This window comes from Nonomuraea cavernae (assembly GCF_040655715.1).
GTDB lineage: Bacteria > Actinomycetota > Actinomycetes > Streptosporangiales > Streptosporangiaceae > Nonomuraea > Nonomuraea cavernae_A.
In genome coordinates, this window is sequence record NZ_JBFAKL010000002.1 from 73,557 (window position 1) to 93,509 (window position 19,953).

16 protein-coding genes are annotated in these 19,953 nt (G+C 70.3%); 9 read left to right on the forward strand and 7 right to left on the reverse strand.

Features of this window, described 5'->3' with window-relative positions; all coding sequences use genetic code 11:
* Nucleotides 1–52 precede the first annotated feature (52 nt).
* The 7 genes from AB0I38_RS03130 (at nt 53) to AB0I38_RS03160 (ending at nt 9,226) form a co-directional block, all read left to right on the forward strand.
* The gene (locus AB0I38_RS03130; protein WP_358461027.1) at nt 53–3,763 is read left to right on the forward strand and encodes a nitrate reductase subunit alpha; all 3,711 of its coding nucleotides are present in this window, start codon (nt 53–55) and stop codon (nt 3,761–3,763) included.
* Nucleotides 3,763–5,526 (forward strand): nitrate reductase subunit beta, encoded by a 1,764-nt coding sequence (gene narH / locus AB0I38_RS03135; protein WP_358461030.1) that lies wholly within the window; start codon nt 3,763–3,765, stop codon nt 5,524–5,526. The genes AB0I38_RS03130 and narH overlap by 1 nt, the downstream gene beginning before the upstream one ends.
* On the forward strand, nt 5,526–6,218 hold the full coding sequence (gene narJ / locus AB0I38_RS03140) for a nitrate reductase molybdenum cofactor assembly chaperone (protein WP_358461033.1): 693 nt from the start codon (nt 5,526–5,528) through the stop codon (nt 6,216–6,218). Before narH ends, narJ begins: the two co-directional genes overlap by 1 nt.
* A 60-nt stretch (nt 6,219–6,278) precedes the next feature.
* The gene (gene narI / locus AB0I38_RS03145) at nt 6,279–7,013 is read left to right on the forward strand and encodes a respiratory nitrate reductase subunit gamma (RefSeq protein ID WP_358461036.1); all 735 of its coding nucleotides are present in this window, start codon (nt 6,279–6,281) and stop codon (nt 7,011–7,013) included.
* A complete protein-coding gene (locus AB0I38_RS03150) occupies nt 7,010–7,585 on the forward strand; it encodes an HPP family protein (RefSeq protein WP_358461039.1) in 576 nt (191 codons plus the stop codon). Before narI ends, AB0I38_RS03150 begins: the two co-directional genes overlap by 4 nt.
* 400 nt (nt 7,586–7,985) lie before the next feature.
* Nucleotides 7,986–8,483 carry a SigE family RNA polymerase sigma factor gene (locus tag AB0I38_RS03155; protein WP_358461042.1) on the forward strand — a complete coding sequence of 166 codons (498 nt, stop codon included), beginning with the start codon at nt 7,986–7,988 and terminating at the stop codon, nt 8,481–8,483.
* Nucleotides 8,480–9,226: a hypothetical protein gene (locus AB0I38_RS03160; RefSeq protein ID WP_358461045.1), complete on the forward strand. Its 747-nt coding sequence runs from the start codon at nt 8,480–8,482 to the stop codon at nt 9,224–9,226. Before AB0I38_RS03155 ends, AB0I38_RS03160 begins: the two co-directional genes overlap by 4 nt.
* A gap of 85 nt (nt 9,227–9,311) precedes the next feature.
* Here AB0I38_RS03160 and AB0I38_RS03165 read toward each other — a convergent pair whose 3' ends face one another.
* Genes AB0I38_RS03165 through AB0I38_RS03190 form a run of 6 tightly spaced genes read right to left on the reverse strand, consistent with a single transcriptional unit; the run spans nt 9,312 to nt 15,218 of the window.
* Complete coding sequence (locus AB0I38_RS03165; RefSeq protein ID WP_358461048.1) at nt 9,312–10,913, reverse strand: fused response regulator/phosphatase; 1,602 nt, start codon at nt 10,911–10,913, stop codon at nt 9,312–9,314.
* Nucleotides 10,903–12,609 (reverse strand): ATP-binding response regulator, encoded by a 1,707-nt coding sequence (locus AB0I38_RS03170; RefSeq protein ID WP_358461051.1) that lies wholly within the window; start codon nt 12,607–12,609, stop codon nt 10,903–10,905. The genes AB0I38_RS03165 and AB0I38_RS03170 overlap by 11 nt, the downstream gene beginning before the upstream one ends.
* The gene (locus AB0I38_RS03175; protein WP_358461054.1) at nt 12,579–13,589 is read right to left on the reverse strand and encodes an ATP-binding protein; all 1,011 of its coding nucleotides are present in this window, start codon (nt 13,587–13,589) and stop codon (nt 12,579–12,581) included. The genes AB0I38_RS03170 and AB0I38_RS03175 overlap by 31 nt, the downstream gene beginning before the upstream one ends.
* Nucleotides 13,577–13,978: an anti-sigma regulatory factor gene (locus AB0I38_RS03180; protein ID WP_358461057.1), complete on the reverse strand. Its 402-nt coding sequence runs from the start codon at nt 13,976–13,978 to the stop codon at nt 13,577–13,579. Before AB0I38_RS03180 ends, AB0I38_RS03175 begins: the two co-directional genes overlap by 13 nt.
* Nucleotides 13,975–14,355 carry an STAS domain-containing protein gene (locus tag AB0I38_RS03185; protein ID WP_358461059.1) on the reverse strand — a complete coding sequence of 127 codons (381 nt, stop codon included), beginning with the start codon at nt 14,353–14,355 and terminating at the stop codon, nt 13,975–13,977. The genes AB0I38_RS03180 and AB0I38_RS03185 overlap by 4 nt, the downstream gene beginning before the upstream one ends.
* The gene (locus tag AB0I38_RS03190; RefSeq protein WP_436838710.1) at nt 14,355–15,218 is read right to left on the reverse strand and encodes an STAS domain-containing protein; all 864 of its coding nucleotides are present in this window, start codon (nt 15,216–15,218) and stop codon (nt 14,355–14,357) included. The genes AB0I38_RS03185 and AB0I38_RS03190 overlap by 1 nt, the downstream gene beginning before the upstream one ends.
* Nucleotides 15,219–15,426: 208 nt before the next feature.
* On the opposite strand from AB0I38_RS03190, the gene AB0I38_RS03195 reads away from it, so the two are divergent.
* A complete protein-coding gene (locus AB0I38_RS03195; RefSeq protein ID WP_358461061.1) occupies nt 15,427–15,777 on the forward strand; it encodes a PRC-barrel domain-containing protein in 351 nt (116 codons plus the stop codon).
* Nucleotides 15,778–16,095: 318 nt separating this feature from the next.
* Nucleotides 16,096–18,489, forward strand: a complete 2,394-nt coding sequence (locus AB0I38_RS03200) for an excinuclease ABC subunit UvrA (protein WP_358461064.1) — start codon at nt 16,096–16,098, stop codon at nt 18,487–18,489.
* Between the two features lie 117 nt (nt 18,490–18,606).
* Here AB0I38_RS03200 and AB0I38_RS03205 read toward each other — a convergent pair whose 3' ends face one another.
* Entirely contained in the window at nt 18,607–19,293 is a 687-nt protein-coding gene (locus tag AB0I38_RS03205; protein ID WP_358461067.1) for a MerR family transcriptional regulator, read from the reverse strand.
* Between the last annotated feature and the right edge of the window lie 660 nt (nt 19,294–19,953).

Consider the following 19,953-nt stretch of genomic DNA (forward strand, 5'->3'; position numbering starts at 1 on the left):
ATGTAAAGGGTTTTGGCCGGTTGCCTGTCACCGCCGTTGGTAGATACACGACATGGTCAACGAGCGAACGGCCGAGGAACCCAAGGAGGGGGCCACGACGGCCCTCCTGCAGATCGGACACTTCTTCAGCCGGGGCACCTACTCCGACGACCTGAGGGACGTGTCCTACCGGGGTGGGCGGGCGGGCGAGGTCTTCTACCGTGACCGCTGGGCGCACGACAAGATCGTACGGTCCACCCACGGAGTCAACTGCACGGGCTCCTGCTCCTGGAAGGTGTACGTCAAGGACGGGATCATCACCTGGGAGACCCAGGAGATCGACTATCCGACGGCGGGCCCCGATCGTCCCGAGTACGAGCCCCGGGGCTGCCCGCGCGGCGCGGCGTTCTCCTGGTACACCTACCACCCGACGCGGGTGCGCTACCCGTACGCGCGCGGCGTGCTCGTGGAGATGTACCGCGAGGCCCGCAGGCGGCTCGGCGACCCGGTCCGGGCGTGGGCGGACGTCGTGGGCGACCCGGAGCGGCGGCGCCGCTACCAGCAGGCGCGCGGCAAGGGCGGGCTGGTGCGCACCACCTGGGACGAGGCGCTGGAGATGATCGCCGCCGCGCACGTGCACACCCTCAAGGAGCACGGCCCCGACCGGATCGCGGGGTTCACCCCCATCCCCGGCCAGTCGATGCTGTCCCACGCGATCGGGACCCGGTTCCTGTCGCTGATCGGCGGCCAGGCGCTGACGTTCTACGACTGGTACGCCGACCTGCCGGTGGCCTCCCCGCAGGTGTTCGGCGACCAGACCGACGTTCCGGTGTCCGGCGACTGGTGGGACGCGGCCTACCTGATGATGTGGGGCTCCAACGTCCCCGTCACCCGCACGCCCGACGCGCACTGGATGACCGAGGCCCGCTACAACGGCCAGAAGGTGGTCGTGGTCTCCCCCGACTACGCCGACAACAGCAAGTTCGCCGACGACTGGCTGCACCCCCATCCCGGCACCGACGGCGCGCTGGCCCACGCGATGGGTCAGGTGATCCTGCGCGAGTACTTCGTCGACAGGCAGGTGCCGTACTTCCTCGACTACGTGCGCCGCTTCACCGACATGCCGTTCCTCGTCCGGCTGGAGGAGAAGGACGGCGCGTACGTCCCGGGACGGTTCCTGCGCGCCACCGACCTCGGCGGGGCGCACGCCGCGGCCGAGCACGCCGAATGGCGAACCGTGCTGCTGGACGAGGCCACCGGCAACGTGGTCGTCCCCTCCGGCGGCGTCGCCGACCGCTGGTCGCACGAGGACGGACGCTGGAACCTCGACCTCGATGGCGTCCTGCCCCGGCTCACCCTGCACGGCCTGCCCGACGCCGAGGGCGCCGAGGTGCTGCTGCCGCGGTTCGACACCGCCGACGGTTCGGGGGCGGTGCTCCGGCGCGGCGTTCCGGCCAGGCGGCTGACGCCCGGCGGGCCGCTGGTCACCACCGTGTTCGACCTGATGCTGGCCCGCTACGGCGTCGGCCGGGACGGCCTGCCCGGCGACTGGCCGTCCGGCTACGACGACGCGGCGTCCCCCGGCACCCCGGCCTGGCAGGAGACGATCACCTCGGTGCCGGCCGCCGCGGCCATCCGGACCGCCCGCGAGTTCGCCATGACCGCCGAGAGCACCAACGGCCGGTGCATGATCCTCATGGGCGCCGGCACCAACCACTGGTTCCATTCGGAGACCACGTACCGCAACTTCATCACGCTGCTGCTGATCACCGGCTGCATAGGACGCAACGGCGGCGGCTGGGCCCACTACGTCGGCCAGGAGAAGTGCCGCCCGCTCACCGGGTGGACCACGCTGGCCACCGCGAACGACTGGAAGCGGCCGAGCCGGCAGATGATCGGCACCGGCTTCTACTTCCTGAACACCGACCAGTGGCGCTACGACCACTTCCGCGCCGACGGCCTGTCCTCGCCGCTCGGCAAGGGACTCTTCGCCGGGATGACGGCGGTCGACATCCTGGCCCAGTCGGCCCGGCTCGGCTGGATGCCCTCCTACCCCACCTTCGACCGCAACCCGCTGGACCTGGCCGACGAGGCCCGCGCCTCCGGCCGGGACCCGGGCGAGCACATCGCCGGGGAACTGGCGGCAGGCCGGCTGAAGTTCTGCGCCGAGGACCCGGACCATCCTGACAACTGGCCACGCATCCTCATCGCGTGGCGCGCCAACCTGCTCGGCTCGTCCGCCAAGGGCGCCGAGTACTTCCAGCGCCACCTGCTGGGCACGCTCAGCAACCTGCGGGCCACCGAGGCGCCCGAAGACGTCCGGCCACGCGACGTGCGCTGGCGCGACCCCGCGCCCGAGGGCAAACTCGACCTGCTGCTCTCGCTGGACTTCCGGATGACGTCCACGACCCTGCTGTCCGACATCGTGCTGCCGGCCGCGACCTGGTACGAGAAGCACGATCTGAACGCGACCGACATGCACCCGTTCGTGCACTCGTTCAACCCGGCGGTGGAGCCGCCCTGGCAGGCCCGCACCGACTTCGAGATCTTCAACGACATCGCCGACGGCGTGTCAGATCTGGCCGGCCGGCATCTGGGCACCCGGTACGACCTGGTGGCCACCCCCTTCCAGCACGACACACCCGGCGAGCTGGGCAACCCCACGGGCGCCGCGCAGGACTGGCGGGCCGACGGATCGACGCCGGTCCCCGGCAGAACGATGCCGAGCGTGACCATCGTCGAGCGGGACTACACGGCGATCGCCGCCCAGATGCGCGCCCTCGGCCCGCTCGCCGAGTCCAAGGGCGTGCCCTGCAAGGGCGTCAACTACCAGGTGGATCACGAGGTCAGACTGCTGGGCCAGGCGAACGGCGTGGCGCGCGGCGGCCCCGCCGACGGCCTGCCGCTGATCGATACCGGCAAGAAGGCGTGCGAGGCGATCCTGGCGCTGTCCGGCTCGACCAACGGGCGCCTCGCCGACCAGGGATTCCGCACCCTGGCCCGGCAGGTGGGCGCCGGCAACGGGCTGGCCGACCTCGCCCGCTCGGACGCGGACCGCCGCATCACCTACGCCGCCACCCAGGCGCACCCGCAGACCACCATCACCAGCCCCGAATGGGCGGGCATCGAGACCCCCGAACGCCAGTACAGCGCCTTCACCATCAACACCGAGCACGACAAGCCCTGGCACACCCTGACCGGGCGCATGCACTTCTTCCTCGACCACGACTGGATCGCCGAGTTCGGCGAGAACCTGCCGACGTACCGGCCGCCGCTGAACATGCACCGGCTCTTCGGAGAGCCCGTACTCGGCTCGGACGGCTCGCGCGAGGTGACCGTGCGCTACCTCACCCCGCACAACAAGTGGTCCATCCACTCGGAGTACCAGGACAACCTGATCATGCTGTCGCTGTCACGGGGCGGCCAGGTCATCTGGATCAGCCCGCAGGACGCCGAGGCCATCGGCGTCGCCGACAACGACTGGATCGAGGCGGTCAACCGCAACGGCGTGGTGGTCGCCCGGGTCATCGTGTCCTACCGGATGCCGGCCGGGACGGTCTACATGCACCACGCCCAGGACCGCGTCATCGGCGTCCCCAAGAGCGAGACCACCGGACGGCGGGGCGGCATCCACAACTCGCTGACCCGGGTGCTCGTCAAACCCACTCATTTCATCGGTGGTTACGCCCAGCTCTCCTTCTTCCCCAACTACATGGGTCCGGTCGGCACCCAGCGTGACGAGATCACGGTGATCCGGCGGCGGGCGCAGAAGGTCGAGTACTGATGCGAGTCATGGCCCAGATCTGCATGGTGATGAACCTCGACAAGTGCATCGGGTGTCACACCTGCTCGGTCACCTGCAAGCAGACGTGGACGAGCCGGCCCGGCGTCGAGTACGTGTGGTTCAACAACGTCGAGACGCGTCCCGGGCAGGGCTATCCGCGCCGCTACGAGGACCAGGAACGCTGGCAGGGAGGCTGGAAGCTGACCTCGCGGGGCCGGCTGGTCCCCAAGGCGGGCGGCCGGATGCGCCGGCTGGCGAGCATCTTCGCCAACCCGCTGCTGCCCAACATCCGCGACTACTACGAGCCGTGGACCTACGACTACAACGACCTGTTCGACGCCCCCGCCGGTGACGACTTCCCGGTGGCGGCGCCCCGCTCGCTCATCAGCGGGAAGCGGATGGACAACATCACCTGGTCGGCCAACTGGGACGACGACCTGGGCGGCATGCCGCAGCACCAGGAAGACGACGTCGTCCTGCAGCGGATCCAGGACAAGGTGCGCATGGAGCTCGAACAGACCTTCATGTTCTACCTGCCGCGCATCTGTGAGCACTGCATCAACCCGTCGTGCGTGGCGTCCTGCCCGTCGGGCGCGCTGTACAAGCGCGTGGAGGACGGGATCGTGCTGGTCGACCAGGACCGCTGCCGCGGCTGGCGGATGTGCGTGACGGGCTGCCCGTACAAGAAGATGTACTTCAACCACCGCACCGGCAAGGCCGAGAAGTGCACGTTCTGCTTCCCGCGCATCGAGGTCGGCCAGCCCACCGTCTGCTCCGAGACCTGCGTCGGCCGGCTGCGCTACATCGGCGTGCTGCTCTACGACGCCGATCAGGCGCCGGCTGCCGCGGCCACCCCCCGCGAGCAGGACCTCTACCCGGCGCAACTCGGCCTGTTCCTCAACCCGCACGACCCGGAGGTCCGGCGCGCCGCCGAACGGGCGGGCATCCCGCACGACTGGATCCAGGCGGCCCGCCGGTCGCCCGTCTACGACCTGATCGCCACCTACGGCGTGGCGCTGCCGCTGCACCCGGAGTACCGCACGCTGCCGATGGTCTGGTACGTGCCTCCGCTCTCGCCCGTGGTGGAGGCGATCACCGCCTCGGGCCACGACGGCGAGGACTACCAGAACCTGTTCGGCGCCATCGACACGCTCCGCATCCCCGTCTCCTACCTGGCCGAGCTCTTCACGGCGGGTGACCCGGCGCCCGTCGAGCTGGCGCTGCGGCGGCTGGCCGCGATGCGCTCCCACCGCCGCCGGATCAACCTCGGCGAGCCGGTCGACCCGGAGATCGCCGCGTCGGTCGGCTTCAGCGTCGAGAAACTGGACAGCATGTTCCGGCTGCTCGCCGTGGCGAAGTACGAGGAGCGCTACGTCATCCCGACCGCCGCCGCCGGAGACGTACGGAACCTGGAGGAGACCGCGCTGAGCGGATGCAGCCTCGACTACGAGGGCGGCCCGGGGATGGGCGGCACCGAGGCGTCGGGGCCGTTCGGCGAGGCGTCCGGACGGCCGGCGCCCCTGTCCGTGGAGACCTTCCACGGCCTGCGCGAACGCCAGACCTCGGAGTCGTCCGCCGACACCTCCGGGCACAAGGGCCGGATCAACCTGCTCAACTGGGACGGCCGCGGTCTTCCCGAGGGGCTGTTCCCGTACCGGTCGAGAGGCGGGGACAGCCCCCGAGGCGGTCAGGTGGACAACGTCGAGGGGCTGGGCGCCGAACCGGGCGAAATCAGCGAGCGGCGCAAGCGCGGGGAGTCGTGATGAAGCCGCCATGGACCTCGCGACGACCCCGGTTGTCCGCCGACGGCGTGGCCGTGGTGCGCCGGGCGGCCGGGCTGTGCCTGCGCTACCCCGACCAGACCCTGCTCGACCGGCTGCCGCTGATCCGGGCCGCGCTCGCCGAGACCGGCACCCATCCGCCGGTGGCCGCCGTCAGCGAGTTCGCCGAGCACCTGGCGGGCCAGGAGTTGCTGCGGGCCGAGGAGCACTACGTGTCGATCTTCGACACTCGCAACCGCCGCTCGCTGCACCTGACGTGGTGGACCGACGGCGACACCCGCCGCCGCGGCTTCTCACTGGCCGCGATCAAGGCTCGCTACCGGGCGCACGGCCTGACGCCTCCGGGCAGTGACGAACTGCCCGACTACCTGCCCGTCGTCCTGGAGTACGCGACCCTGGAACGTGAGGACGGGGCGGAGCTGCTCCAGGAGCACCGGGGCGGGCTCGAACTGCTGAAGTTCGCCCTGATCGGGGCCGCCACACCGTACGCGCGGCTGCTGGAAGCGGTGTGCGGCACGCTGCCCGGGGACTCCCCTCGCACCCGCGAGGAGGCCGCCCAGATGGCCCGCCGCCCGCTCGACGGCGGCCCGGAACTGGTCGGGCTGGGCACCCTCGGACTCCCTTCGTCTGAACTCCCCTCATATCCCATCGCCACCACCGGGGGTCTCCAGTGATCTCGTCCGCGCCGGGCCGGAGCCGCGAGCTTCCGCCCTTTTCGATGGTGAAGGTGCACGATGCCGTCACCCATTGACATCTTCCTGTGGGGGGCGTTTCCCTACATCGCCGTGGCGATCCTCGTCACCGGCCTCATCTGGCGCTACCGCTACGACAAGTTCGGCTGGACGACCCGCTCGTCCGAGCTGTACGAGTCGCGGCTGCTGCGGTGGGGCAGCCCGATGTTCCACATGGGGCTGCTCATCGTGCTGATGGGCCACCTCCTCGGCCTGTTCATCCCGCAGAGCTGGACGAGCGCCATCGGGCTCAGCGAGAACATCTACCACTCCCTGGCGCTCTGGCTCGGCATCGCCGCCGGTGTGCTCACCTACGCCGGCATCGTCCTGCTCGTCTGGCGGCGGCGCACCACCGGGCCGGTCTTCCTGGCCACCACCGTCAACGACAAGATCATGTACATCTTCCTGGTCGCGGCGCTGACGTTCGGGCTGGCCGCCACCCTGATCAACGCCGCGGCGCTGCACTACAACTACCGCGTCGACCTCTCGCCCTGGGCGCGCAGCCTCTTCGTGCTCCAGCCCGAGGTGGCGCTCATGGCACGCACGCCGATCGAGTACCGCATCCACGCGATCTCCGGGCTGCTGCTCTTCGCGATCCTGCCGTTCACCCGGCTGGTCCACGCGTTCGCCGCGCCCGTGCAGTACCTGTTCAGGCCGTACATCGTCTACCGCGCCCGCGACCCGCAGAACATCAGCACCGCCGCGCTCCGGCCGGGCTGGAAACGGAGCGACGTTTGACCCGTGGGGCGAAGGCCTACCACCTGGAGTCGCTGGAGGAGCGATATCCCACCTGGGCGGTGCGTTCGCTCTACACGGGCGTCAACAGCTTCATCTCGATCTTCCTCATGGCGATCATCGCCTACAACACCGACGCCCCGTTCGTCTTCCCGTCCCTGGGTCCCACGGCCTTCCTGCTCTTCTACACCCCGCTGGCGGCCGCGTCCTCGCCGCACAACGCCCTGGTCGGGCACCTGATCGGCGTACTGGCCGGATGGTTCTCGCTGGCGGTCACCGGCCTGCTCGCCGTGCCGCCCGACCTGGAGAAGATCGACTGGCAGCGGATCCTGGCCTGCGCCATCGCGCTCGGACTGACCTGTGGGCTGATGCCGATCTTCCAGGCGGCGCATCCACCGGCCGGCGCCACCACCCTGATCGTCTCGCTGGGGCTGCTGCGGACCCCCGAACACCTGCTGATCATGATGGTCGCGGTGTTCGTCATCGTCCTGCAGGGCTTCGTCATCAACCGGGGGGCCGGCCTGCCCTATCCGGCGTGGCGAAAGCCCACGAAGAACGCACCGCCGGACGACTGACACGTCGACGGGGGCCGCGAGGTGAAGCAGCCCTCGCCGGCGAGGCCATGGGCGACCTGCTCAGGCGGTTCGCCGCGTGACCGGATGAGCTTGCGCCGGTCGGTCGTCGCGGACGATCAACCCCCTCCAGGAGATTGCGGGCCGGAGTTCACTGACGCGGGCGGCGTGCTCGTTGCTCGGCGGCGTCGAGCGCAGGCGCGAGTGGCGCGAGCGTGGCGCGGAGTAGGTCCGGTAGCGAGCCGGACACCACGACGAGCCCACCGGTCGCGGACGACGCGGCGGTCGTCCGCAGCCACTGTTCGAGCGCGACGCGAACTGCGGCGTTCTCGGCCGTGATGTCACCCGGACCGCTCCTCCAACCGGTAATACACCGTGAGGCGGAACGGATCTGGAGGACGTGATGGCGGATGGGTTCGCCGAGTATGTCGGGCAACGACACGAGCGGTTGTGCCGTACGGCGTACCTGCTGACCCGAGACTGGCAGGCGGCCGAGGACCTGGTGCAGACGACGCTGGTCAAGGCATGGACGGCGTGGCGCAGAATCGAGGCCGACCCCGACCCGTACGTGTACCGGATCCTCGTCAACACGCACGCCTCCTGGTGGCGGCGGCGCTGGCGCGGCGAGGTGCCGACCGAGGCGCTGCCCGACGGCCCGACCGGGCCGGACTTCGAGACGGGTGTCGCGCGGCGCTCGGCCCTCTGGACGGCGGTCGGCGGCCTCCCGGCCCGGCAACGCGCCGCGCTCGTCCTGCGCTACTACGACGATCTGACCCCGCAGCAGGTGGCCGACGCGCTCGGATGCTCGGTCGGCAGCGTGAAAAAACAGCTGAGCAGGGCACTGGCGCGGCTTCGCGTGGATCCTGCACTACACGATCTGAAGCTGGAGGCGCTTCGATGACTCAGTACACCGAGGACGACCTGCGTGCGGTGTTCGCCGAGAACAGCATCCGCGAGGACGGGCTGCCTCCCCAGGTGAGCGAGATCAGGCGCCGGGGAGCCAGGACGCGCCTGCGCCGCCGGGCGACGGCAGGGGCGGCGTTGGCGGGCGCCGCCGCGACGGTCGTGACCCTGGCCGGAGTCGTGCTGCCGTGGCCCGGTGGGAACCCCGGTGAGCCGGCCACGGGCGTCACGGCGCACTTCCTGACGGGGGTCGAACTGCCACGGACCGTGGAGAGCAGGTACGGGCCGGTGTCGTTGATCTTCGGTCGGACCTATCAGTCCATGGGAGAAGGGGTACGGATTTCGTTCCGGCCGACCAGCGTCCACACTGGGGTCGCGATCCGGTGCCCCGACCCAAAGGCGTGGGTGCTGGTCCGGGACGCGAAGGGCGGGTGGCACGATCTCACCCCGTGCGTACGGCTGGGCCCGGGTCTCCAGGTCCAGCACGACGAGAGGTCCGTGACACCGGACTGGCTGCTGGCGCCCCAGGCTCTGGAGGTCTGGGTCTTCCCCGCCGGCGCGCCGATCGGATCGGCCGGGCTGGCTGACAAGTGCGCCCTCGCCGACCGGCGGGCGGGGAAGTGCGACGGACCATGGGATCGCGAGGCGATCACCGCGATGCCGGAGCGCCTGGCGGCCGAGACCGGCCCCCAGCCGGGGCTCTGGTCGATCGGAGTCTACGACCAGGAGAGGTTCCGGTAGTCGTCGCCGAAAGTCCGGTGATCAACGAGGGGCGCGACGGCACGGTCAACCACCTCGCCCTCGACGTCGGCGGCTGCCGGGCAGGTCAAGTCCGGTGATGCCCGCGCCGGAAGAGCACCAGGGCGACGTCGTCCTCCCGGGCGCCGAAGCTCTCGATCAGCCGGTCGGCGAACTCGTCCACGTCGTCCCCGATCGACTCGGCCGCCTTCCTGGCGATCTCCAGGCTCTCGTCGAGGTACTTGTCGCGGTCCTCGATGAGTCCGTCGGTGAACATCAGCACCGTTCCGCCGGGCGGCACGGTCACGCGGTCGACCCGGTAGACCTCCTCGGCCACGCCCAGCAGCAGGTTGCCGAGCTCGTGGTAGCGGGCCGTGCCGTCGGGGGCGATCAGCAGCGGCGGGATGTGACCGGCGTTGGCGACCAGCGTCTCCCCCGTCGCCGGATCGACGAGCGTCAGGCACACGGTGGCGGTCATGCGCGGGTGGTAGCGCCGCAGCACGTTGTTGAGCAGCGCCAGCGACCGGGCGAGATCCACCGAGTCGATGAGCGAGGCCCGCAGCGCGTGGCGCAGCTCGGCCATCACGGTCGCGGCCGCCAGCGAGTGCCCCTGCACGTCGCCGATGCCGATCAGGACCTGCTCGCCGAGCTCCAGCACCTCGTAGAAGTCACCGCCCACCTCGACGTTGTCGACGGCCGGCTGGTAGCGCCAGCCGATGTCGAGCCCGGCCACCTCGGGCACGCGGGAGGGCAGCAGGCTGCGCTGGAGGGTGAGCGCGATCGCGTGCTCCTCGGCGTAGGCGCGCAGCGCCTCCACCGCGAGCGCGACGGCCTGGCCGAGCTGCCGCAGGATGCTCAGCTCGTCCTCGTCGAGCTCGGAGTCCTGCTCCACGCCGAGGCAGATGGCCGGCCGGTTGAGCTTCGTGCGCGACATGACGGCCACGATGTCCTGGCGGGCCGGGGTGTCGGGCGCCACCTCCGACCAGTAGTCGTACGGGATGGTGAAGATCTCCGTGCCCGCCCGGTCGCCCAGAGCCAGCTCGGTCAGCCCTTCCAGGGCGGCGGGCGGCGCGCTCCTGGCCGTGGTGGCGCCGCTGGGCGGCCTGGCGGTGAACCTGCGAGGCCGGCCGTCGGGGTGCAGCGTCAGCGCTCCGGCACGCCTGCCGAGGATCCGGCTGGTGCCCTCGACGGCGGTGGACAGCAGGTCGTCGAACGTCTCGGCGGCGTTCAGCGCCAGCGTGAGCTCGGTGAGCGCGCCCAGCCTGCCGGCCAGGCGTTCGGCCCGCTGCCGTGCCCGGTAGTAGCGCAGGGTCGCCTCGACCGTCGCGGCGAACTCGTCCGGCTCGATGGGCTCGGCCAGGTAGGCGTCGGCGCCGCGGTGCAGCCCGAGCGCCCGGTCGGCGGTGGTGATCGCCGCTCCCGAGATCTGGATGACCGGGATCGAGGACGAGGCGGGATCACTCTTGATCTGCTCGCAGACCTCGTACCCGGAGATGTCCGGCAGGCGGACGTCCAGCACGACCAGGTCGGGGTGGATCTCCCTGACCTTCCGCAGCGCCTCCAGCCCGCCGGTCGCCTCGGCGACCTGGTGGCCGGCCCGTCGCAACCAGCTGGACAGGATGTAGAGCTTGGTCGGCGTGTCGTCCACGACGAGGACCACCGCCTGGTCTTTCCCGCTTTCAGTCATCATGGCTCCCCAACGCCTGCCGGATGGCGCCCAGCAGCACGTCTCGGCGCAGGCCGTTCTTGGCGAGCACCGCGTCGGCCTGGTTCGGGTGGTGAGTGGACGCCGCCGCGGTGACGATGATCACGGGGATGTCGCGCAGCCGCGCGTCGTCGGCCATCCGCTGCCGGAGCGCCGCGCCGCCGAGGCCCGGCATCAGCAGGTCCAGCAGCGCGAGGTCGGGCGGCGCGGCGGCCATCGCCTCCAGCGCGGCCGCGCCGTCGGGGGCCACGTCGATGTGGACGGCGAACCCGGTGAGCATGCGGCGCAGCCCGGCGCGGAAGTTCTCGTCGTCATCGGCGATGAGGATCCGGTTCACCACAAAGCCGTCCTGCGCGTGGTGGGGAAGCCGGAGCGTCGCCGTGGTGCCCTCCCCCTGCGTGCTGATCAGCTCAAGGGTCCCGCCCATCGCCTCGGCCAGCCTGCGCGCGTACGGCAGGCCGAGCCCGGTGCCCTTGGCCCGCAGCTGCGCCGGACCCGGCACCTGGTAGAACTCCTCGAAGACGTGCTCGAGGTGCTCGGCGGGGATGCCGATCCCGGTGTCGGTCACGGTGAACACCATCTCGCTGGCCGCGGCGTCGTGGGTCACCCGCAGCGCGACCTCGCCCTCGTCGGTGAACTTCAGGCTGTTGGCCAGCAGGTTACGCAGGATTCTGATGAGCATCGCCTCGTCGGCCAGCATCGTCGGCGCCGGCTCCGGCACGTGCGCCGTCAGCCTGACCCGCTCGGTGCCGGAGGTCGGCCACAGCGTCAGCCGCAGCCGCTCGGTCACCGCGACCAGGTCGACGGTGGTCGGCTGCGGGTCGAGCCGCCCGGCTTCGGCCTTGGCCAGGTCGAGCAGCTCGCTGACCAGCGCCAGGAGGGTCTCCGCCGATGAGCCGATGAGGCCGATCTGGTGCGCCTGCTCGGCGCCCAGCGGCTCCCCGCCGGTGCCGGTCAGGAGGCGGACCAGGCCGATGATCGAGTTGAGCGGGGTGCGCAGCTCGTGGCTGACCGTGGCCCAGAACCGGTTCTTGGCCTCGCCCGCCTCGCGCAGTTGCAGCGACTTCTCATCCAGCTCGGCGTAGAGCGCGACGACTCCGCGGTTGGTCTCCTCCAGTTCGGCCGACAGCTGGTTGTACAGGGCCATGACCCCCTGGTTGGTCTCCTCCAGCTCGGTGTTGAGCTGGCGCACCTCCTCCAGGGTCGTGGCCAGCTCACGGTTCTGCTGACGCAGCTCTGCCAGCGCGCTCGTGGGCGTCAGCGCGTCGATCCGGGCGCGGATCTGCCTGATCGGCAGCACCGGCGGCCCCGACGAGAGCCGCTTGCGCATGATCACCTGGCCGGGGCCGTCCGCCTCGACCACGTCCATGAGCCGTCCCGCCATCACCACGCCGTCGGAGGACGAGTAGCCGTCCCCGGTAGGGAAGCTCAGCGAGACCACGAGGTCGTCCTCATCGAGCAGGAAGGCGACGCCGACATCGGCGTGGCCCTCGACCACGATCTCGCGCCCCACCTCGCTCAGCGCCGTCGCCACCCGGATCTGATCCTGCTCGGACATGCCGGACGCCGCGGCGACCTCGCGCCCCACCCTGCGCATGGCGAAGACGTCCTGATCGTTCCTGACGCTGATCCTGGCCAGCTCCGCCGCGCTCACGCGGTGCGCCTCATGACGAGAACGCAAGCGTCGTCCCTGCGCGTGCCGGCATCCCTGAGCAGCGTGGCGGCCACGACCGTCGGGGAGCGCGTCGTCAGCCCGGGGAAGGAGGAGACGTCCCACCGGTCGGAGAGCCCGTCGGAGTGCATCACGACCAGGCTGTGCGGCGGCGCGGTGTATTCATACTCGCGCAACGTCCTGCTCTGATGGCCGGCGATGCCCGGGACGGAGATCATGCCCTGCCTGCCCTCGGCGTGCACGATCCAGCCTGAGACGTTGCCCACCCCGGCGTAGCGGACCAGCCCGCTCCGGCGGTCGAGCCTGGTCACCGCCACGGCGCCGCCTCGGGTGCCGGCCAGCGCGCGGTGAATACGCTCCAGCAGGGACACCGGCGGCAGATCGCTGTGCTCCTGGAAGACCCGCACCGCCTGCCGGGAGGCGATGGCCGCCAGCTCGCCGTGGCCGAGCCCGTCACACAGCATCGCGACCGCCGTGTCGGAGCTGTCCACGCAGGCGAACGCGTCGCCGGACACGCTCTCCTCGCCGATGGGCCGGGTCAGCCCGCTCACCCGGGAGGCGGGCGCCGGGTCCGCGCCGGCGGTGAAGCACATGCTGATCACTGTTCCGCGTCCGGGGACGGAGTAGACCTCGTGAGAGGAGGCCATCCGGGCGATGCCGCCGAGCCCGACGCCGAGCGTGCCCGTGGTGGAGTAGCCGTCGCGCAGGGCGCGGGTGAAGTCGCGGATGCCCGGCCCCCTGTCCAGGGCGATGACCTCGACGGCAGCGGCCGGCTCCGGAAGGGGCCGGATCAGCATCATGCCCTCCGTGGCGTGCTTGACCAGGTTGGAGGCCGCCTCGCTCACCGCGAGCGCCACCCTCCCGCGGTCGTGCTCACCGAAGCCCGACGCCTCGGCGAGCGCCGCGGCGGCGCGGCGGACGGCTCCGATGGCGCTCGCGTCCTCGATCCGGACCCATGCCTCATCCCTGGACCGGATCACCTGGCCCACTTGACCACCGTCACCCGGGTGCCCTCGCCAGGTTTGGACTCCAGGTCGAACTCGTCCACGAGGCGACGGGAGCCGCTCAGGCCCAGCCCGAGCCCGCCCCCCGTGGTCCAGCCGTCGGTGAGCGCCAGCTCCAGATCGGGGATGCCGGGGCCCTCGTCGGCGAAGGTGAGCCGCAGCCCGCCGCGTGCGCCGTTGTTGACGACCTCGATTCGCACCCGGCCACCACCGGCGTACACCAGGGTGTTGCGGGCCAGCTCGCTGGCGGCGGTCACCACCTTCGTCTGGTCGACCAGCGACAGGCCGACCTCCTGGGCGCTGGTGCGCACGCGCTGGCGCACCACGACCACGTCGCTGTTGACGGCGATGGGCAGCTCGATGGCGTCCGTCACTTCGGCACCGCGACCGTGCCGGCGTTGTCGCGGTCTTCGAGCAGCGCGACGCCCTTCTCGAGATTGAGTGCGGTGCGGACGCCGCCGAGCGATAGGCCGAGCTCGACGAGCGTGATCGCGACCGCGGGGCGCATGCCCACGACGATCGTCTCGGCGTCGAGCACACGGGAGATGGAGGCGATGGTGGCCAGCATGCGGCCGATGAAGGAGTCGACGATCTCTACGGCGGTGATGTCAATGATCACGCCGCGGGCGCCGCTCTCGACGACCGCGTCGGCCAGATCCTCCTGCAGCGCGAGAACGCCCTGGTCCTGCAGGTCGATCTGGATGGAGACGATAAGGATGTCGCCGAGTTTGAGGACCGGCACACGCTCCATCAGGCCCGCTCCGTCGCAACCACGACGCGCTTGCCTGCTCCCCGCGTCACCTGCACGCCGCTCTGCCGCAGCGCGTGTGCCAGGGCGTCGGACAACGAGGACTTGGTGACGATGTCACCGAACTCGATGCCCAGGGTGACGATGGTGTGGGCGATCTGCGGGCGGATGCCGGAGACCACGCACTCCGCGCCCATCAGCCGCGCGGCCGCCACGGTCTTGAGCAGGTGCTGGGCCACCTGGGTGTCGACCGCGGGCACGCCGGTGATGTCGATCACCGCGTGCTCGGAGCCGGTCTCGACCAGCGCCTGGAGCAGCTTCTCCATGACCACCTGCGTGCGGGCGGAGTCGAGCGTGCCCACCAGGGGCACCGCGAGGATGCCCTCCCACAGCTTGACCACCGGCGTGGACAGCTCCAGCAGCTGCTCGGACTGGTCCGTGATGATCTTCTCGCGGGCGGTGACGTAGGTCTCGAACGTGTAGAGCGCCAGGTCGTCGACGTACTTGGAGAACCAGACGTAGCCGCGCAGGGCCGAGGAGTCCTCGTCGGCCTCGACGGCCTCGTACAGCGCCTCCTTGAGGCTGAGCATGAGGACGGCGGTGTCGGACGGAGTGAACCCCTCCCGAGCCTGGGCGCGGGACAACTCGGCCAGCAGCCCGCGCAGGTCGCTGGAGTCGCCTCCCTCGGACAGCGACCTCAGCAGGGCCTGGTAGATCTCGCGCAGCCGCCCGGTCAGGACTCCATGCTCCGCGCGGCCCCCGGCGGTGGCTCCGGCGATGTCGAGCCAGCGCTTGAGAATGCGTTCTTCCTGCTCCCTCAGCAGCATTTCGATGCGGAGCCGATCGGCGTCTCCGTGGACGGTCAAAATATGCTCCCATGGGATGCTTGTCTCTGGTGGAACGCCAGAAGGCTACCTGCACTTTCTGCCCTAACTCTATGGATGAACGAAGCTGGCGCAGCCACATCCCTTCGGCCGGCCGGTGCCGCCCGTCATCGCGGGCGGGACGTTTGCCGCGCGATGGCTGGGTAGCCGAAGCCCTGTCACACCATCGACGACAGGGAGCAACCCCCATATGACTCAGCCGTGGAGCTACCGCGAAGGCGTCGCCTCCGACACCAGCGTGAGCCTGATCGGGTTCGACGTCGAAGCCGTCGACGGGAAGATCGGATCGGTCGACGAGGAGAGCAACGCCGTCGGCGACAGCTATCTGGTCGTCGACACCGGTTTCTGGATCTTCGGCAAGAAGGTCATCCTGCCGGCCAGCACCGTGACCGAGGTCGACCCCCAGAACAAGAAGGTCTTCCTGGCTCGTACCAAGGAAGAGATCAAGGACGCGCCCGAGTTCGACGAGGCCACTCACAAGGACCCGGGCTACCGCCAGCAGGTCGGCGACTACTACGGTCGCTACCCCGATCTGCCCTGACCCTCAGCGGTTGGATCGTGTGGGCTCCTCCCGGTTCTCCGGGAGGAGCCCACACGCGTTTCTCCCCGTTCGGGCCGGCGAGGCGGTCGAACAGGACGCGTCGCGAAGCAGGTGACCGAACCGATCAGGAATGGAGAAGCGCCGGTCATCGAGCCCCATCTAGCCTGGCCGCCTGACATCTCCGGCCAGGCTCCCCGCGTGGCCGGAGTCCAGTCGCAATGACGAAGAAACCGACATAATGTTCGAAGCTCGTTAGATCGAGCCAAGCGACGAAGACGGAGACCGCGAAGGCGGCCCCGCGTAACAGATGGAGAGCCGATGAGCACGGCCACGAGGACGGACCTGCCGTCGCCCGCGCCGCACATTGCCGACAGCCACGAGCTGATCCGCGTGCACGGTGCGCGCGTGAACAACCTCAAGGACGTCAGCGTCGAGATCCCGAAGCGACGGCTCACGGTGTTCACCGGCGTGTCCGGCTCGGGCAAGAGCTCGCTGGTGTTCGGCACGATCGCCGCGGAGTCGCAGCGGCTGATCAACGAGACCTACAGCGCGTTCGTCCAGGGCTTCATGCCGACGATGGCGCGGCCCGAGGTCGACGTCCTCGAAGGGCTGACGACCGCGATCATCGTCGACCAGCAGCGGATGGGGGCCGACCCCCGCTCCACCGTCGGCACCGCCACCGACGCCAACGCGATGCTGCGCATCCTCTTCAGCCGGCTCGGCCGGCCGCACATCGGCTCACCCCAGGCCTTCTCCTTCAACGTCGCCTCGATCAGCGGAGCGGGTGCCGTCAAGATCGAGCGCGCCGGAAAGACCGTGAAGGAGAAGCGCGACTTCAGCATCACCGGCGGCATGTGCCTGCGCTGCGAAGGCCGGGGCGCGGTCACCGACATCGACCTCACCCAGCTCTACGACGACTCCAAGTCGCTCGCCGAGGGCGCGTTCACCATCCCCGGCTGGAAATCGGAGAGCTTCTGGACGGTGCGGGTCTACGCCGAGTCGGGTTTCGTCGACCCGAACAAGCCGATCCGCGACTACACCAAGAAGGAACTGCACGACTTCCTCTACCGGGAGCCGGTCAAGGTGAAGGTCGACGGCGTCAACCTCACCTACGAGGGCCTCATCCCGAAGATCCAGAAGTCGTTCCTCTCCAAGGACCGGGAGGCGATGCAGCCGCACATCCGGGCGTTCGTGGACCGGGCGGTCACCTTCACCACCTGTCCCGAGTGCGATGGCACCCGGCTCAGCGAGGGGGCTCGCTCCTCGCGGATCGGCGGGGTCAACATCGCCGACGCCTGCGCGATGCAGATCAGCGACCTGGCCGAATGGGTCCGCGGCCTTGACGAGCCGTCGGTCGCGCCGTTGCTCGCCAAGCTGCTGCACACGCTCGACTCGTTCGTGGAGATCGGGCTGGGCTACCTCTCGCTCGAGCGGCCCGCGGGCACGCTGTCGGGCGGCGAGGCGCAGCGCGTCAAGATGATCCGCCACCTCGGCTCCTCGCTCACCGACACCACCTACGTCTTCGACGAGCCCACCATCGGCCTGCACCCCCATGACATCCAGCGGATGAACGACCTGCTGCTGCGGCTCCGGGACAAGGGCAACACGGTGCTCGTCGTGGAGCACAAGCCGGAGACGATCGCGATCGCCGACCACGTCATCGACCTCGGCCCCGGCGCCGGTACGGCGGGCGGCACCATTTGCTACGAGGGCACCCTCGAAGGGCTGCGGGCCGGCGACACCATCACCGGCCGCCACCTCGACGACCGGGCGTCGCTCAAGCCGAAGGTGCGCATCCCCACCGGCACGCTGGAGATCCGCGGCGCCACCCGTCACAACCTTCAGGACGTCGACGTCGACGTCCCACTTGGCGTCCTCTGCGTCGTCACCGGCGTCGCCGGCTCTGGCAAGAGCTCGCTGATCCACGGATCGATCCCCGCCGCCGCGGGTGTCGTCTCGGTCGACCAGAGCGCCATCCGCGGCTCGCGGCGGAGCAACCCGGCGACCTACACCGGACTGCTCGACCCGATCCGCAAGGCGTTCGCCAAGGCCAACGGCGTGAAGCCGGCGCTGTTCAGCGCCAACTCCGAGGGCGCCTGCCCCACCTGCAACGGCGCCGGCGTCATCTACACCGACCTGGCGATGATGGCCGGCGTCGCCAGCACCTGCGAGGAGTGTGACGGCAAGCGGTTCGAGGCCTCGGTGCTGGACCACCACCTCGGCGGCCGCGACATCAGCGAGGTGCTCGCGATGTCGGTGACCGAGGCCGAGGAGTTCTTCGGCGCCGGCGAGGCGCGCACGCCGGCCGCGCACGCCATCCTCGACCGGCTCGCCGACGTCGGGCTCGGCTACCTCAGCCTCGGCCAGCCGCTCACCACGCTGTCCGGCGGTGAGCGGCAGCGGCTCAAGCTGGCGACCCGCATGGCCGAGAAGGGCGGCGTCTACATCCTGGACGAGCCGACCACCGGCCTGCACCTCGCCGACGTCGAGCAACTGCTCGGCCTGCTCGACCGGCTCGTCGACTCCGGCAAGTCGGTCATCGTCATCGAGCACCACCAGGCGGTCATGGCGCACGCCGACTGGATCATCGACCTCGGCCCCGGCGCCGGGCACGACGGCGGCCGGATCGTCTTCGAGGGCACACCCGCCGACCTCATCGCCGCCCGCTCCACCCTCACCGGCGAGCACCTGGCGGCCTACGTCGGCGCCTGATCCAAACCCTCACGGGCACCCGGGGCGCCGGGGGCAGGCAACCGGCGGACAACGGTCCTCGCTGACAACGATCATGGGGCGGGCTGCCCACGGACCATCCGGGCAGTCCCCCAGACGCTATGGCGTCCTCAGATAGGCGTCGAGCGCGGCCGCTCCCGCCAGCATCGCCAGCCCGCGCGCCGTCAGCCGGTCGCGCCACTCCCGCAGCGTCGCCCGCAGCGGCTCCGGGCCGCCCGCCGCCCGCACCTGCTCCAGCACCCGCGCGATCTGCTCCAGCCCGTGCCCGCCCCGCCGCAACTGGTGAGCCAGCAGCACGTCGCGCACGTCGGCGGAGGTGTAGACGCGGTAGCCGGTGCGCGGGTCGCGCCGGGGCACGATCAGCCCGGCCTGCTCCCATTTGCGCAACGTCGCCGGCCGGATGCCGAGCCTGCGCGCCAGTGGCCCGATGAACGTCACACCCGGCTCCAGCTCACGCGGCGGCTCCAGGTCACGCAGCGCTCTTTCCACTGCCTCCAGCGTGTGCCGGTCGCCGGCCAACTGCGCGTGGCTCTCGTCGATCAGCCGCAGCGCCTCCTCGACCGTGCCGCCGTTCGCCGCCCGCATGATCGCCCCCGCGGTCGGGTGGCCGTGCGCGGGGATCAACGCCAGGAACGTCCGCAACGCCGCCGCATGGCGCGGAGCGTAGACACGGTAGCCGTGCGGAGAGCGCTCGGCCGGCTGCAGGATCCCCGCCTCTTCGTAGTTGCGCACCGCCTGCGTGGACAGGCCGTGCTCGCGCGCCAGATCGATGGGCCGCAACCGCATTTGAAGGTTCATCCTCGTCAACAGCCAGAAATGCCAGCAAAACTCTACACAGAAGATCCAACGATTCAGCGCCGGGCAGGTCCGGCACGGTCGCCGCGTACAGGGAAGTCTTCGCCCCTTCCTGGGTGGGACGGAAGGCCACGCGCACCATCAGGCGCGTGAGGGTCGCATACAGCCGTCCCCTGCTGCTGTTGGCGCCGCCGGTGAGCACGTTCGTGCAGGTGAGTCCAGGTGCGACGGCCATGCTGCGGAGTTCGTGCCCGGCGGCGTCGGCCCGGCGCTGCAGTTCCATCGCGAAGTACCGGTCGGCCGTGGCGCCAAAGTACGTGCCGCCGTGCACGCCGCCACGTTCGCCGAGCTCGTGGACAAGGGCTACGCCGCGTTGAGCGTCGAGGCGGGTCGGATGGCCACGGTGCGGACGCTTCCGGTGCCGGCGGCGAGCGTGCGGCTGGCGGACGCGGTGGCCACGTTCCTGGACACGATCGCGGTGGCGAACACCCGCCGCGGCTACGCGGTCCCCCGGTCGGTGGTGCTCGAGCCCGCCGAGTACGCCGTGCTGAGTCCGGAACGCGAGGACTACCTGCGGACGCAGATCGCGCACCGATTGGGTTTCCGCGCCGCGCCCGTCTGTACGTGTGAGATCGACTCACGGGAGGCTGG